General features: G+C 66.0%; 15 protein-coding genes. 9 read left to right on the top strand and 6 right to left on the bottom strand.

The features are described 5' to 3' along the window. Positions 1 to 12 precede the first annotated feature (12 nt). Complete coding sequence (locus tag BM353_RS08920; protein ID WP_092079543.1) at positions 13 to 906, top strand: helix-turn-helix domain-containing protein; 894 nt, start codon at positions 13 to 15, stop codon at positions 904 to 906. Between the two features lie 13 nt (positions 907 to 919). Here BM353_RS08920 and BM353_RS08915 read toward each other — a convergent pair whose 3' ends face one another. Next, positions 920 to 1285 carry a hypothetical protein gene (locus BM353_RS08915; RefSeq protein WP_092079540.1) on the bottom strand — a complete coding sequence of 122 codons (366 nt, stop codon included), beginning with the start codon at positions 1283 to 1285 and terminating at the stop codon, positions 920 to 922. A gap of 10 nt (positions 1286 to 1295) precedes the next feature. Further along, the gene (locus BM353_RS08910) at positions 1296 to 1634 is read right to left on the bottom strand and encodes an ElaB/YgaM/YqjD family protein (RefSeq protein WP_218155476.1); all 339 of its coding nucleotides are present in this window, start codon (positions 1632 to 1634) and stop codon (positions 1296 to 1298) included. Between the two features lie 164 nt (positions 1635 to 1798). On the opposite strand from BM353_RS08910, the gene BM353_RS08905 reads away from it, so the two are divergent. Together BM353_RS08905 and BM353_RS08900 are read left to right on the top strand one after the other, a co-directional pair. Next, on the top strand, positions 1799 to 1972 hold the full coding sequence (locus BM353_RS08905) for a DUF1328 domain-containing protein (protein WP_092079537.1): 174 nt from the start codon (positions 1799 to 1801) through the stop codon (positions 1970 to 1972). Between the two features lie 49 nt (positions 1973 to 2021). Then, positions 2022 to 2519 (top strand): Dps family protein, encoded by a 498-nt coding sequence (locus BM353_RS08900; protein WP_092079534.1) that lies wholly within the window; start codon positions 2022 to 2024, stop codon positions 2517 to 2519. 108 nt (positions 2520 to 2627) lie between these two features. Here BM353_RS08900 and BM353_RS08895 read toward each other — a convergent pair whose 3' ends face one another. Then, positions 2628 to 3440: a response regulator gene (locus tag BM353_RS08895; protein ID WP_092079531.1), complete on the bottom strand. Its 813-nt coding sequence runs from the start codon at positions 3438 to 3440 to the stop codon at positions 2628 to 2630. Between the two features lie 111 nt (positions 3441 to 3551). Here BM353_RS08895 and BM353_RS16910 point away from each other — a divergent pair, with 111 nt between their 5' ends. Genes BM353_RS16910 through BM353_RS08880 form a run of 4 tightly spaced genes read left to right on the top strand, consistent with a single transcriptional unit; the run spans position 3552 to position 7598 of the window. Beyond that, positions 3552 to 3695 (top strand): NepR family anti-sigma factor, encoded by a 144-nt coding sequence (locus BM353_RS16910; protein ID WP_177220508.1) that lies wholly within the window; start codon positions 3552 to 3554, stop codon positions 3693 to 3695. Next, positions 3692 to 4273 (top strand): RNA polymerase sigma factor, encoded by a 582-nt coding sequence (locus BM353_RS08890; RefSeq protein WP_092079528.1) that lies wholly within the window; start codon positions 3692 to 3694, stop codon positions 4271 to 4273. The genes BM353_RS16910 and BM353_RS08890 overlap by 4 nt, the downstream gene beginning before the upstream one ends. Then, the gene (locus BM353_RS08885; protein WP_143104132.1) at positions 4270 to 6030 is read left to right on the top strand and encodes a sensor histidine kinase; all 1761 of its coding nucleotides are present in this window, start codon (positions 4270 to 4272) and stop codon (positions 6028 to 6030) included. Before BM353_RS08890 ends, BM353_RS08885 begins: the two co-directional genes overlap by 4 nt. A gap of 26 nt (positions 6031 to 6056) precedes the next feature. Next, positions 6057 to 7598: a phospholipase D family protein gene (locus BM353_RS08880; protein ID WP_092079522.1), complete on the top strand. Its 1542-nt coding sequence runs from the start codon at positions 6057 to 6059 to the stop codon at positions 7596 to 7598. Here BM353_RS08880 and BM353_RS08875 read toward each other — a convergent pair. The 3 genes from BM353_RS08875 to BM353_RS08865 all read right to left on the bottom strand — a co-directional run bounded on the left by BM353_RS08875 (position 7532) and on the right by BM353_RS08865 (position 10413). Continuing rightward, positions 7532 to 8608, bottom strand: coding sequence for an AI-2E family transporter (locus tag BM353_RS08875; RefSeq protein WP_177220507.1), 1077 nt, complete (start codon positions 8606 to 8608; stop codon positions 7532 to 7534). The two genes, BM353_RS08880 and BM353_RS08875, sit on opposite strands and share 67 nt — an antisense overlap. Before the next feature lie 127 nt (positions 8609 to 8735). After that, positions 8736 to 9641 (bottom strand): PRC-barrel domain-containing protein, encoded by a 906-nt coding sequence (locus BM353_RS08870; protein ID WP_177220506.1) that lies wholly within the window; start codon positions 9639 to 9641, stop codon positions 8736 to 8738. A gap of 157 nt (positions 9642 to 9798) precedes the next feature. Further along, positions 9799 to 10413: an exopolysaccharide biosynthesis protein gene (locus tag BM353_RS08865; RefSeq protein ID WP_092079513.1), complete on the bottom strand. Its 615-nt coding sequence runs from the start codon at positions 10411 to 10413 to the stop codon at positions 9799 to 9801. 228 nt (positions 10414 to 10641) lie between these two features. Between BM353_RS08865 and BM353_RS08860 the strand changes: the two genes are divergently transcribed. Then, the gene (locus BM353_RS08860; protein ID WP_092080005.1) at positions 10642 to 12513 is read left to right on the top strand and encodes a sensor histidine kinase; all 1872 of its coding nucleotides are present in this window, start codon (positions 10642 to 10644) and stop codon (positions 12511 to 12513) included. After that, positions 12510 to 13865, top strand: a complete 1356-nt coding sequence (locus tag BM353_RS08855) for a sigma-54-dependent transcriptional regulator (protein ID WP_092079510.1) — start codon at positions 12510 to 12512, stop codon at positions 13863 to 13865. The genes BM353_RS08860 and BM353_RS08855 overlap by 4 nt, the downstream gene beginning before the upstream one ends. The last annotated feature ends 110 nt before the right edge of the window (positions 13866 to 13975 follow it).

The raw sequence follows: 13975 nt of genomic DNA, 5'->3' as shown, positions 1-13975 counted from the left end.
AGAATTGGACATTTGACGGATCGCGCCAGATCTCTGCTCCCCGCAGCGCCGCGCCAGACCGGCGTCCAGACCGAGCGCATTCGCAGCGCGCTGACGGCCACGGAATTCACCGCGCTTGACCAACGCGCGGCGCTCTTCGTCATCACCGCCGGATCGGGGCGGCTGGCTTCGGGCGCGAGCACCGTCCCGCTTGCCGCGCCCTGCCTCGTCTGGTCACCGCCGCAAAAAGGGGCGCCGATCCGGCTGGATGCGGGGACGCGCGGTTTCGTGCTGCGGGTGTCCGATACGGTGGTGGGCCAGTCGATCCCCGGCGGGACGATCTCCGCCCATGTGCGCAAGGCCGTTTCGGGGCGCATCCACTTGCCCGCGCTCAACGCGGCGACCCTCGCCAAGCTCGAGAACCTTGCCGAGCAGATCGACGGCGAGTTGTTTTCCATGGCCCCCGGCGCGCGCGCGGTGGTCCATCATTGCGTGTCGCTGCTGCTGATCGAGGTCTGGCGCGCCTCAAGCCCCACGGGGCTGGAACTCGACACCCTGCCGCAGCAGATCGCCGACGAATTTCTGCATCTGGCGGAGGTTTACCTGCAAAGCCATTGGTCGGTATCGCGCTATGCCGAGCGGATCGGCGTGTCGCGCGATCGGCTCAACTCGGCTGTGCGCCGGGCCATCGGCACCACCCCGCACAGCCATTTGCAGGCGCGGCTGATGGAGGAGGCGAAATCGCTGCTCCTGCGCTCGAACCTGCATGTGGCGGAGATTGCCTTCAAACTCGGGTTCACCGATGCGGCCTATTTCAACCGGTTTTTCCAGCGCCATGCGGAGATGGCGCCGGGAAAGTTTCGCCAGCTCAACAGTTCGATCCGCCGGCGCGGGCCGCGGGAGACGGCGTTTCACGCCTGGCCCTGAGGGCGGGCAGCAGTCAGCGGCGCATCGCGCGGCCGGTCTGGAACCCTTCGGCAAAGGCGCGCGCCATGCGCTCGAACGGGTCGGCAGCTGGCGCTTCGGGCGTGGATCGCAGATGCGCCGGACCTTGGGCCCCGTGCCCCAGCGGACGCCGGGAGCGGTGGGTCCGCGCGGCGCCGAATCCGAGTGCGAGGATGCCGCCGCCGGCATAGGTCAGCCCGATGACCAGCGCGGCGAATTGCGCATCGCGCACCGCATCGAGCACCATCCAGGCCGCGACGGTCAGGAACCCCGCGCCGACCGCCAGAAGCAGCGATCCGACCACGGCCCAAGCCGCGCGCCGGGCGCCCTCGGCAGCCTTGTCTTGCAATGCCTCCAGCATCCGTGCGCGCTCAGCGACGCGTGGCCAGGAGCCCGGCGAGGAAACCGGCCCCCGCGGCAAAGCCGACCGAGGCCATCGGGTTGGCGCGCACTGCGCGCTCGGCCCCGGCGACCGCATCGCGGGCCTGTGCCTGCGCCGCTTCGGCCTTGGCGATGCCAAGCTTCTTGGCCGCGTCGATCGAGTCCGAGGCCGCGACGCCAAGCTGTTCTTTCTGCGCCTGAGCGAAGTCCCCGAGTGTCGATGTGAGCTGGGCCACGTCGCTTTTCAGCGTGGCGATTTGCATCTCTAGGTCGGCGTAGGCTTTTTCGGCGTTTTTCTCTGCCGAACCGTTGGTTTGGGTGCGAGCCATGTCTGGCCTCCTTGCATCTGAAGTTGCCCCTACAACGCGCGACCGACCGAAAAGTTCCCTGAAAAATAGGGCCGAAAAATATCGGAACCAAGCGCAAACCGGCCACGTTGATCCCCCAGCAAGCGCCCCATGGCGCATCTTGAACCAAACCCTAGGAGGCTCCAATGCTTGGTTGGGCACTTACATTCCTCGTCGTGGCGATCATCGCCGCTGTCTTCGGCTTCGGTGGGATCGCGAGCGCGTCCGCCGGGATCGCACAATTCCTGTTCTTCGTGTTCCTGCTTCTCTTCGTCGTGGCTCTCGTGGCGCGGGCTGTCCGGGGCAAACCGCCGGTCTGACCCCGGCGCGTTTCACCCCTCCACTCCCCTCACGTGAGGACATTTCACGATGAAAGACGCACTCGATACCGTACCTCGCTCCACGCCGGTCAACTCCGGCGTGGACAAGCCTGCCGCGGTGGCCGACGGCCTCGCGCAGGCGCTGACCGACACCTACACGCTTCTACTCAAGACGCATGTCTACCACTGGAACGTCGAAGGGCCGCTGTTCTACAGCATTCATTCGCTGACCGAAGAGCAATATGGCGATCTGTTCGAGGCGACCGACGTGCTCGCCGAGCGGATCCGGGCTCTGGGCCAACTGGCGCCCATGTCCGTCAAGGCCGTGCTGAGCGACGCGCAGGTTGACGACGCGCCCAAGAACCCCACGGCCAAGGATATGGTCGAGGATCTGGCGAAGGGCCACGAAAAGCTCGCCAAACAGCTGCGCGGCCTGATCAGAGTGTCGGAAGAGCATGACGACGACGTCACCGCCGATCTCGCGACCGCGCGCGCCGCGTTTCACGAGAAGGCCACATGGATGCTGCGCGCCATCGCCAAGGAGTGACGCGCACCCAGTGTAGTTAACCAGTCTTCCCCAAAGGTACCAGTAAACTCAGCCCCGCCGGACGATCATCCGGCGGGGCTTTTTCGTACTGGGCATCGGCGCTGCGGCTCAGGCGTGCAGAGTCTCGGTGCTGGCGAAGAACATCGCCTGGCTCACGGCCGAGCGCACCTGCTCCTCGCTGTAGGGCTTGGTGATGACGAAGGCGGGCTCATGCCGCTCGCCGGTCAGCAGGCGCTCGGGGAAGGCGGTGATGAAGATCACCGGAATATCGCCCGCGGCGCCGAGGATGTCGTTGACCGCATCGATCCCGGAGGAGCCATCCGCAAGCTGGATGTCCGACAGGATCAGGTCCGGCTTCACCGCGGCGGCAAGCTTTACGGCCTCGTCCTTGATGCTGGCGACGCCGCTGATGCGGTGGCCCATGTCCGACACGATGCCTTGCAGATCGAGCGCGATGATCGCCTCATCCTCGATGACCATGACCTGCCCGCGCACGCTCTCGGCCATCTCGGCCTCGGCCACGGAGAGCAGATGCTCGACCTCATCGGTGTTGGTGCCCATGATCAGGGCAACCTCGTCCTTGGTGAAATCCTCGATGGAATAGAGCAGAAGCGCCTCGCGCGTGTTGGGCGTCAGCCGGCGCAAATGGGCCTGGGCCCGCTTGGCCAAACCGGTCTCGTCCTCGCCCGTCGGTGTGCCGGCGCTGGACCAGATCACGTGAAAGGTATGGAACAGGGCGACCTTGGGGTTGTCGATGCTGGCAAAGACCGAACGGTCATTGAGCAGGGCTTCCAACGTGGTCGCGGCATACTTGTCCCCCGTCTGCTGATCGCCGGTCAGCGCCCGCGCATATCTGCGCAGGTACGGCAGAAGCCCGGCCACGATTTCGGACAAGGTCTTCTCTGACGAAGCTGTAGACATTCAATTCGTCCTTTTTTTGCGTTATCTCGGGAACTGAACGCGCAGACAGAGCGTTGAGTTCCGAAAACTGTGTAAAATTTATGATCAACCCCACTCGACACGGACGTTAGCATGCAACCCCATGACGACAAGAACCTGGATGAGCAGATCGAAGAGAACTTGCGAAAGGTCTATCAAAAGACTCTTGAGGAAGACATCCCCGATCGGTTTCTCGACCTTCTGGACCAGCTCAAGCAGCAGGATGCCCAGAAATGAGCAGCAATGATGCCGCAGATCTCGATCCGCGCGATGAGATTGTCACCCATCTGCCGGCCATGCGGGCCTTTGCGCTCAGCCTGACCCGCAACCCCAGCCAGGCCGATGATCTGGTGCAGGACGCGGTGATCAAGGCGTGGAAAAACCTCGGGTCTTTCCAGGTCGGCACCAACATGCGCGCGTGGCTTTTCACCATTCTGCGCAACACCTTCTATTCCGATCGCCGCAAGGCGAAACGCGAAGTGCAGGACAGCGACGGCAGCTTTGCCGCGACCCTGTCACGCAAGCCCGATCATGACGGGCGGCTGGCTCTGGCTGATTTCGAAGTGGCCTTCGCCAAGCTCAACGACGAACAGCGCGAGGCGCTGGTGCTTGTGGGGGCATCAGGGTTCTCTTACGAAGAAGCCGCCGTTACCTGTGGTGTCGCCGTGGGCACCATCAAGAGCCGCGTCAATCGCGCGCGGCAGCGGTTGACCGAGCTGATGGAATTGAGCGACAGTGAGGCACTCGAACTGACCGACCAGGAAACCATGGCCGTTGTAACCGCCGGCCTTCCGGTGCGAGGGAGTGCTGCGTGATAGAAACCGTCCGGCGTCGGCCGTTTGACGGGCTGGGATTCAGGATCGCCGCGCTGTTGTCGCTGGCGCTGTTTCCAATCGGCCTGATCGCGGTATCCCTGACGCAGCAATTTACCAAGACCGCCGACCGGCGGGCCGAGACCGCGCTTCTGGCGCTCACCGCACAGGCCGCGGCGAGCGAAGAGGCCCTGATCCGTGCCGGCTTCGGCACCGCCAACGCGCTCGCCTCCGTGATCCCCTCGATCCGGGGCGATCAGGCCAACTGCAACTTCATCTTCGAAGACTACATCGCCAAGAACCCCGAATACTCCTTTGCCGGCTACGTCAATCAAAGCGGCATCGTGCAATGCGCCTCGGATTCGATCGGGTTCGACGTCCGGGACTACACGCTCTACAGGGTCATGCGCGCGCAGCCCGAACAGCGCAGCGATCTGATCCGCAATGCGCCCATCAGCAAGACCTCCGTGATCGTGCTCTCCTCCCCGGTGTTGCAGGACGGCGCCTTCGACGGCTACATCGCGGTCTCGCTGCCGCATAACGAGACGCGCGCGCGGCTTGAAACGCTCCCGTCCGAACGGCCCATCGAACTCATCACCTTCAACAACGAAGGTGAGATCCTGAGCGCCGAGGGCGGACTCGAGGGCGCCGAGGGGCGCCTGCCTGCCGAGAGGGATCTGCAAGACTTCATCGGCCAGACCCGGACATCCTTTTCCGGCGTCACGCGCAACGGTGAGGAACGGGTTTTCGCCGTGGTGCCGATCCAGCGCAATCAGGTCTATGCCATCGGCAGTTGGCCACGCGAGCATCTTGCCGTCGCGCCCGGCCTCGCGATGGCGAGCCCGCTGCTCTTTCCCATCGCCATGTGGATCACCAGCCTCGGGGTCGCCTATCTCGCGGTGCACCGGCTCGTCATCAAGCATATCAACCACCTGGGCCGCGACATGCGCCGCTTCGCCGCCACCCGGCGCCACGATGAGCAGCCCCTCGAAGCGGGTGTGCCCTATGAGCTGCGCGAAATCGACGCCGCCTGGCGCAATCTGGCCGAAACCATCGTCCGGGACGAGGCCGAGCTCGAAGACACGATCCACGACAAGACCGTGCTGCTCAAGGAGGTCCACCACCGGGTGAAGAACAACCTCCAACTCATCGCCTCCATCGTGAACATGAAGATCCGCAAGGCCAAGACGCCCGAGGCGCGCACCGCGCTCAAGGAGGTTCAGGGCCGCGTGATGAGCATCGCGACCGTGCACCGCAGCCTCTATGAGACAACCACGGAGGGCCGTGTGCGCGCCGATGAGCTGCTGCGCGGAACCGTCGGCAAATTGCTCGCGGGGAGCTCCCCGGGCGAGGCCGGGCTCGACAGTTCGGAGTCCTACGATGCCATCGTGCTCTATCCCGATCAGGCGGTGCCGCTTTCGCTTCTGGCCACCGAGGCCACGACCAACGCGCTCAAATACATGGGCCGTCCGAGCGACGAGCGCCCATCCTTCGACATCTCGCTCGAAAAGCTCACCTCCGAAGCCGCCCGGCTGACCGTGAGCAATTCCAAGGGCATCCCCCTTGTGCCGCCGGAACAGGTGCGCGGATCGGGGCTGGGCACGGGGCTGATCACCGCCTTTGCTCAACAGCTCGGCGGGACGCTCAATCTGGAGGACGAGGACGAGAGCTACTGTGTCTCGGTCGAGTTCCCGATTGCGAATTTCGATGAAACCCCCGCGAAAGCCGTGACCGAGGCCGATCTGGAACCTTCGGCCTAGCCGCGCGCCCGACCCCGGATAGAATAATGGCCAAGCCAGCACAGAAAATTCGAGGCCTTGAGGTGCTCGTCACCGCGGAGGATGCCTACCCCGTTCTCGAACGCGCGTTTTTGGGCGCGCGCCAGGAGGTGATCGCGGGGTTTCGGATTTTCGATCCCGAAACGCGGCTGCGCTCGGACGAATCGCGCGCGATCGGCGAGACGTGGATGGATCTTCTGGCCCATACGCTGGAGCGTGGTGTGCGCATCACCCTGCTGATCGGGGATTTCGATCCGGTCAACGCTCTGGAGCTTCATCGCGGGACATGGGCCGCCATTCGCCGGCTGTCGGGCCTGCGCGAGCTGGTCTCGCCCGGTTCGGCCCCGCTCGTGGCCCGCGCGATGCTGCATCCCGCACAGATCGGCCTGATCCCGCGCCTTGTCTTCGGGCCGCGCGCACGCGGGCGCATTCGCGCGATGCTGGCGGATGGGCTCGATCCCGGGCGCCAGGCGCCCGGGCTGATCCCGTGGTGCAAGGACACCAAGGATGGCCCGCGTCTGCGGCCCTTCGCCCTTCCCCGCCAGTACCCCGCCAGCCACCATCACAAGCTCGCCGTTTTTGACCGTGAGCGGCTCTACATCGGCGGGCTCGACCTCAACAACCGGCGCTATGACACCCACGCGCACGACCAGCCGACGCAGAAGACCTGGCACGATGTGCAGCTGATGCTCGGAGACCGCACGCTGGCCGAGGCCGGGCATCGCTATCTGGAGAGCCTTGCCGAGACCGTCGCCGGGGCCAAGCCGCCGCCGCCCGTGCCCGGCTTCCTGCGCAGCCAGTCGCAGCCGCGCCGCTTCGGCCTCACCCATATCTCGCCCCGTCCCGCCTTGCGCGAAATCCGCGCCGCGCATCTGCGCGAGATCGCGCGGGCCGAGCGGCTGATCTACCTCGAGACACAGTTCTTCCGGGACCGGGTCATCGCCCGCGCGCTCTGCCGCGCGGCGCGGCGCACCCCCGATCTCACCCTGATCATGACCCTGCCCGGCGCGCCGGAGGATGTGGCCTTCCACGGATCCGGCTCGCTCGATTCGCGCTTTGGCGAGAACCTGCAGGCGCGCTGCGTCACCAAGGTCCTCCGCGCCTTCGGGCCACGGGTGTTCTTCGGCGCGCCGGTCCAGCCGCGCCCCGTCCGCGCCGCGGATTCACAACAGGATCGCGCCCGGCTCGCCGGGGCCCCGCTGGTCTATGTCCATGCCAAGGTGTCGATTTTCGATCGCCGCGCGGCCATCGTCTCGTCGGCCAATCTCAACGGGCGGAGCCTGAATTGGGATTCAGAGGCCGGCGTGATCCTGCATCATCCCGAGGATGTCGCCCAGGTACAGCGCAAGGTCATGCGTCACTGGCTGCCCGAGACGGCTGGCCCGGAATTCCTCGACCCGCAAAGCGCCCATGCGGCATGGGCCGCGCTGGCCCGCGAAAACGCCGCCGGAGAGGCGGGGGCGCAGCGGGGGTTCATCGTCCCCTATCGGGTGGCGCCGGCGCGCAGGTTCGGCCGCCCGGTGCCCGGCGCGCCAGAAGCGATGGTCTGATCCCCGGTGAGCCCGTCATAGACGGCCACGCACCAGACCAGCAGCGGGATCGCGATGAACCCGCCGATCGGCCCCCAGAGCCAGAGCCAGAAGCACAAGGACAGGAAGATCAGGAGCGGGTTGACCCGTACCTGCCGGCCGACGAGCGTCGGGGTGATGAATTGCCCCTCCAGCGCGTTGAGCGTGACGAAGACCACCGGCGGCAACAGGGAGGCCCAGCCCTCGAAGGCGACAAGCCCGGCGGCAAGCAGCGCCACCGCGACAAGCGCCGGGCCGAGATAGAGGATGAAATTCATCCCCGCCGCCACGAACCCCCAGAGGATCGGGTTGGGCAAGCCGATGGCCCCGAGCGCCGCGGCCACGAGCACGCCGAAACATGTGTTGATGAGGCTGATGGTCAGGAAATAGTGCGAAACGCGGCGGTCCGCCGCACGCAGACAGGCCGCCGTGCGGGCCGCGGAGGTGTTGCGCAGATTTGCCGCCAGCCACTCGTAGACATCATCGCGCGAGAGCATGATGAAGAACAGCGAGCCCACGAAGACGAGGAACTGCGCCGCGAAGGCCGGGGCGGCAAAGAGCGCATCCCCTAGGGACGGCAACTCGATAGGCGCCGGTTTCTCGGCATCTTCCGCCGCCTCGGGGTCGATCGCCTTCTGGACCTCTTCGGTCATGTCCGAGATCCCGCGCATCACCCCGCGCACCTGTTCCATGCCTTCGCGCAGCTCGTTCTTGATCTTGGGGACCTGGCGGTAGGCGTCCGAGACGAGGGGTTCGGCGAGGAAGATGAGCCCGCCGAGCAGGCTCAGAGCGCAAAAGAAGCTGAGCAGGGCACTGAAGGAGTTGGGCAGGCCGCAGCGTTTCCAGAAGGCGGCGACCGGCGAAAGGACCACGGCGCAGACAAAGGCGAGAACGATGGGCGCCACGAGCCCCGCGGCGTATTCGAGCGCCCCCGCCGTGGCCAGCGCAGCGAGTACCAAAAGCGGCCACTGGCCCTGCAAGAAACGCTGCATTCGGGAGAACTCCTTTTCACGGTTCAACGCGGACCGGTTCATCTAGTTCCGTCGGGCGGATGGACTGGCAAAGAAAAAGGCCGCCCCGAGGTGGGGCGGCCAAGAACGCGATCACGTACCCTTGCGATCAGTACTCGTATTCAGGGCGCTCTTCGAGCTGCTCCTGCGTCGCACCGACGTAGACACGCAGGTCTCCGCCATCGGCGTCGCGCATGATTTTCATCTCGTCGAACGCAATCGCGATGCGGTGTTCGCCGAGCCCGAGGAACCCGCCGACATCCACGATGGATTTCTCGATCGTGCCGTCTTCGGCGACAGTCAGATCGGCCACTTCGCCGAGATGCTCGTCATTGGAGCCGTAGATCGGCGCGCCTTGCAGGTCTTCCGCGGTCAGCTCGTCGGCTTTGACCTCGGTGTACCCGGCGTATTCATTGGCCGGACGGTCCCACATCATGGGGGCGTCCTCGCCAGTGCGGTCGGCTTGGGCCACGCGGTCGGTTTCGGTCATGTCGGCGGCGGTGGTGCCGTCCATGGGTTCAACCTCAGATTGCGCGGTGCGGTCTGCTTCGCCCTCGGTCAGGATGTCCTGCTGCTCGTGCCACCAGCCGGCTTCCATACGCTCGAATTCCGGCGCGCTTTCCAGCGACTCGCGGGTGGCGTTGGTCGTCACGAAGTAGTCTTCGGCATCGTTGGCATCCTGGACGATGTTGAGCTCATCCATGTTCACCGCGACGGTCTTCTCGCCCATGCCGAGGAAGCCCCCGATGTCGAGCAGGACGGCCTTGACGCTGCCATCAGTGCTCAGCAGCAAGTCGCTGATTTCACCGACGTTATCCCATTCGTCCTGCATGAACTCTTCGCCGGGCTCAGCCATGTTGGCTTCCGAAACGTAGAGCGATTTGCCGATCAGCTCGCTGCCGAACAGGTCGGTCTGCTGCGATTGCTGGACAAAGGGCTGGTTGTCGGTTGCGCCGTATTCAGCGCCGATTTCGGCGCCCGCCTGGGCGTCGGTCGAGAGAGACGTTTGAGCCATTGCGGGGCCCGCAAGAAGCAGGGCCATGGCGCTCGTAGCAAGCATATGTCGCATGAGTGTTCTCCTATAGTCTGGTTCCGGTTCCGTATCGGGAACATTCCCGTTCCGGTTGCTCACACAACGCGGCCCCGGCGCCGGTTGTTCCAAAAATCTTTTCTCAAAATGCGCCGCCCAGGACACTCACGAGCAATGCCCCCAGGGCCGCATAGGCGGCGAGCGCCACCAGCACGAAAACCCCGTCACGCGTGACCAAACCGATGGCGATGAGGCTCACGCCCGCGCCGAGGATGGAGGAGCTGAAGGGGACAAATTCAAGCGCCGGCATGATCAGCCCGGAGAGGAAGCACACCCCCTGCGCCACGCGCGCACCGGGCGGCGTCACGATCGCCTGAAGCCGGTCGCGGCTGATCCCGTCGAGGAATTTCGCGGCGCGGGCGAGCCATTCGCTGGCTTTTTCCATCCGGTCGCCAGGCAGCTTGCGGCGCATCACCCAATCGGGCAGCCAGATGCTCTCGCGCCCGATCAGAAGCTGGAAACTGACCAGTGCGATGACGATCCCGCTCAGAGCCGAGAGCCCGGGAATGCCGCTCAGCGGCGTGGTGACGGCGAGCGCCGGCACCAGCAGCAGAGGGTTCAGCGCGTCGCGCCCCAGCCCGTCGACGATGTCCTCTACGCTGACCTTCTCGCGATCATGGGCGATGCGCCCGCTCTCGCGCAGGATATCGGTCACGGAGTGGATTTCGGCCTGGGGGCCGGACTGGTCGCTGGGCATCGGCGGTCCTATCGCTGAATCGGTCGGATCGGGCGCGGGGGCTGGGGCGCGCGCCCGCGCTTCATTGGGGAACAACCCGCCGCGCGACCGCTTGGTTCCCCTTGGCGGCCCAGCGCCGCGCGGATCCCTCCCGGTCGCCGCTCCAAATCTGCGCCGCCGAGGGCCGGTCGCACCGCGACGCCGGGGCAGTTCTGGCCAAGCACGGCGCGCTCCCCCATAGTGCGGCGCATGACCGCGCCGCTTAGCCCCGCTTCACGACCGTCGCGCAAACTGTTGCGCATCGCCCTGCTGCTGGCGGTGCTCGCGGGCACGGCGCTCGCGGCGCTGCCCCGGATCGAGCGCTACTTCCTCATCGAGACCGCCGAGCGCGAGGAGGCGACGCTGCGCCTTGCCACTGAGTCTCTGCGCGGGGCGCTCAACCGCTCCGAGGCCCTGCCCCGCCTTCTGGCCGAGCGGCCCATGCTCAAGCGCCTCCTGCGGGAACCGCAGAACGTCGGCCTTCTACCTTACGTCAACGAACAGCTGCGCCAGACCGCGCTTCAGCTCGACCTCGCCGATGTCTACGTGATGGATATCGACGGCACGACCATCGCCGCCTCCAACTATCGCCGCGACACCAGCTTTGTCGGCCAGACCTTCGACTATCGGCCCTATTTCACCGATGCGCTCCGCGACGGGATCGGCCGGTTTCACGCGCTCGGGGTGACCTCGGGCCAGCGCGGCTATTTCTTCGCGGCGCCGGTGGTGGACGGGGCTGAGGTGCTTGGCGTGGTGGCGGTCAAGATCCTGCTCGACAAGTTCGAGGCGGCCTGGCGCGATGCGCCCAACAAGTTCGTCGTCACCGACATGAACGAGGTGATTTTCCTCTCGGACCGGAGCGATTGGCATTTCCGGAGCTTCGGCGAGATCACCCCCGAGGCGCGCGACTATATCTCCCGCACGCGGCAATACCCGCTCGATGCGCTGATCCCGATCAGGACGGAGCGCCGCGCGCTGGATGACGGGCACGAGCTTTTGGCGGTGCGCGCGCCGGGTGGGCGGGAGAATTTCGTGGTCAACACCGGGCTGGTGGCGTCGGCGGGTTGGCGTGTTTCGGTTCTGACCCCAACGGGCCCGGCTCTGGCGCAGGCGCGTCAAACGCTGGCGATCAGCGTGCTCCTGGTCTGGAGCGCGGGTCTGCTCGGGGTGCTCTATCTACAGCGCCGCGCCCAACTGCTCGACCGGCTGGCACAGCAGCGGCGCTATCACGACCGGCTGGAACGGCGCGTCTCGGAGCGCACACGCGAGCTCAATGACGCCAACACGCAGCTCACCCGCGAGGTGGAGGACCGCCGCGCCGCTGAAGACAAGCTCCGCCGGACGCAAAAGGACCTCGTCCAGGCCGGCAAGCTCGCCGCCCTGGGCCAGATGTCCGCCGCGTTCAGCCATGAGTTCAACCAGCCGCTCGCCGCGGTGAAAGCCTATGCCGACAACGCCGTGACCTTCCTCGCCCGGGACCGGGTGAGCGAGGCGCGCGAGAATGTCCGGCTCATCTCGCAGATGGCCGACCGCATGGCCGCGATCTCCCGGCACCTGCGTAATTTCGCCCGCCGCCCACAAGACAAGATCGGCCCGGTCCCGGTACGCGCGGCCCTGCAGGATGCGCTCGATCTGCTCGCGCCGCAGCTCAATGCCTCGGGCGTGAAGGTCGTGTTCTCGCCGCCAGAGGCGGAGATCGAGGTGATGGGCGGGCGAGTGCGCTTGCAACAGGTCATCGTGAATCTGCTGACCAACGCGATTGACGCGATGGAGGCCGCCCCCGTGCGCCGGATCGACATCGGGATCGAGCGCCGCGAGGATCGCCTGACCTTGCGCCTGCGCGACCACGGGCCGGGGATAGACGAGGCGGCGCGGGATCAGCTGTTCGATCCGTTCTTCACCACCAAGGAAACCGGCAAGGGGCTCGGGCTGGGCCTCTCGATTTCCTACAACATCATCCGCGATTTCGGAGGGCGCATGAGCGCAGAGAACCACCCCGGCGGCGGCGCCGTCTTTACCGTCGATCTGGCCGTCGCGCCCCGAAGCGCCGCGGCCCGGGGCCAGAAGGCCTCCGCTGCGTGAGCACCGAGACCGCCCCGACAGAGACGATCCTGTTCGTCGATGATGAGGATCACCTGCGCCTCGCCGCCGCCCAGACGCTCCAGCTGGACGGGCTCGAGGCCCGCTGTTTCGCCGATCCGGCAGAGGCGCTGACCCATATCGCGCGCGATTTCGCCGGGGTGCTGGTGACAGATATCCGTATGCCGGGGATGGACGGCCAGGAGCTGATGCGCCGCGCGCTGGAGATCGACCCGGAGTTCCCGGTCATCCTCGTGACTGGCCATGGTGATATCGAGCTCGCGGTCAACTCGATGCGCGATGGCGCTTATGACTTTCTCGAAAAGCCCTTTGCGCCGGCCCGGCTGATCTCCGGGGTGCGCCGCGCGCTCGACAAGCGGCGGCTGACCATGGAGAACCGGCGCCTGCGCCGCCAGGTCGGCGCGCGCGATGTGACCGAAAGCCGCCTCACCGGGCGCAGCGACGTGATGGTCCGGCTGCGCGAGCGGATCCGCGCCATCGCCGCGACCGAGGCCGATGTGCTGATCGAAGGAGCGACGGGCACGGGCAAGGAGGTCGCGGCGCGCGCGCTCGCCCGCGCCTCGGCCCGGGCCAAGATGCCGTTTGTGCATATCAATTGCGCCGCACTGCCGCCGGAGTGGATCGAGAGCGAGCTCTTCGGCCACGAGGCCGGGGCCTTCCCCGGCGCGCTGCGCACCCGGTTCGGCAAGTTCGAGTTCGCCAAGGGCGGCACCATTTTCCTCGATGAAATAGAGAGCATGCCGCAGGCGATGCAGGCCAAACTCCTCGTCGCGATCCAGAACCGGACGATCACGCGGCTTGGCTCCAACGATCCCGTCCAACTCGACATCCGCATCATCGCCGCCAGCAAGCGCAACCTCGAAGAGGAGGTGCGCGAGGGGCGATTCCGGGCCGATCTTCTCTACCGGCTCAACGTGGTGCGGCTCTACGTCCCCACCCTTGCCGAGCGGCGCGAGGATATCCCCCGGCTTTTCGTGACGCTCGTGGGTGAGGCCGCCGCGCGCTACAAACTGGCGACGCCCGAGGTCCCCCACCACCTGCTCACCGCCGTGGCCGCGCGGGACTGGCCCGGCAATGTGCGCGAGCTGCGCAACATGGCCGATCGCTTCGTGCTCGGGCTCGATCTCGATATCGCCCCGGAGGGCCGCGCAGAGGGCCAGGCGCTCGCCAACCAGATCGCGGCCCATGAAAAGGCCCTGATCGCCGCCAGCCTCGCCGCCCATGGTGGCAGCCTCAAGGAAACCTACGAGGCGCTCGGGTTAAGTCGCAAGACTCTCTATGAAAAAATGCAGAAACACGGGCTCTCGCGCGCGCAGTTCATGCCGGAAAAGTAGCCGCCCGACGCCCGCCCCCGAGGGGCGCGCCGCCGCAATGTTCCGCGCGCGACCCATCGGCGCGGCCCGAATGTGTCGATATCCACCCATTCGCCAAAGAAACTCGGCCG

Origin of the sequence: Poseidonocella sedimentorum (genome assembly GCF_900116005.1) — a bacterium.
In the GTDB taxonomy this organism is placed as follows: domain Bacteria; phylum Pseudomonadota; class Alphaproteobacteria; order Rhodobacterales; family Rhodobacteraceae; genus Poseidonocella; species Poseidonocella sedimentorum.
Note: the sequence above shows the minus strand (reverse complement) of the source record. Positions and strands in the feature narration are given on the sequence as shown.

What these genes read in the sequence shown, in the direction of transcription:
- BM353_RS08880 (WP_092079522.1), top strand. Translation starts at nt 6,057, where the DNA reads ATGGCCAAGCCAGCACAGAAAATTCGAGGCCTTGAGGTGCTCGTCACC.
- BM353_RS08860 (WP_092080005.1), top strand. Translation starts at nt 10,642, where the DNA reads ATGACCGCGCCGCTTAGCCCCGCTTCACGACCGTCGCGCAAACTGTTG.
- BM353_RS08905 (WP_092079537.1), top strand. Translation starts at nt 1,799, where the DNA reads ATGCTTGGTTGGGCACTTACATTCCTCGTCGTGGCGATCATCGCCGCT.
- BM353_RS16910 (WP_177220508.1), top strand. Translation starts at nt 3,552, where the DNA reads ATGCAACCCCATGACGACAAGAACCTGGATGAGCAGATCGAAGAGAAC.
- BM353_RS08890 (WP_092079528.1), top strand. Translation starts at nt 3,692, where the DNA reads ATGAGCAGCAATGATGCCGCAGATCTCGATCCGCGCGATGAGATTGTC.
- BM353_RS08895 (WP_092079531.1), bottom strand. Translation starts at nt 3,440, where the DNA reads ATGTCTACAGCTTCGTCAGAGAAGACCTTGTCCGAAATCGTGGCCGGG.
- BM353_RS08870 (WP_177220506.1), bottom strand. Translation starts at nt 9,641, where the DNA reads ATGGCTCAAACGTCTCTCTCGACCGACGCCCAGGCGGGCGCCGAAATC.
- BM353_RS08865 (WP_092079513.1), bottom strand. Translation starts at nt 10,413, where the DNA reads ATGCCCAGCGACCAGTCCGGCCCCCAGGCCGAAATCCACTCCGTGACC.
- BM353_RS08915 (WP_092079540.1), bottom strand. Translation starts at nt 1,285, where the DNA reads ATGCTGGAGGCATTGCAAGACAAGGCTGCCGAGGGCGCCCGGCGCGCG.
- BM353_RS08875 (WP_177220507.1), bottom strand. Translation starts at nt 8,608, where the DNA reads ATGCAGCGTTTCTTGCAGGGCCAGTGGCCGCTTTTGGTACTCGCTGCG.
- BM353_RS08900 (WP_092079534.1), top strand. Translation starts at nt 2,022, where the DNA reads ATGAAAGACGCACTCGATACCGTACCTCGCTCCACGCCGGTCAACTCC.
- BM353_RS08910 (WP_218155476.1), bottom strand. Translation starts at nt 1,634, where the DNA reads ATGGCTCGCACCCAAACCAACGGTTCGGCAGAGAAAAACGCCGAAAAA.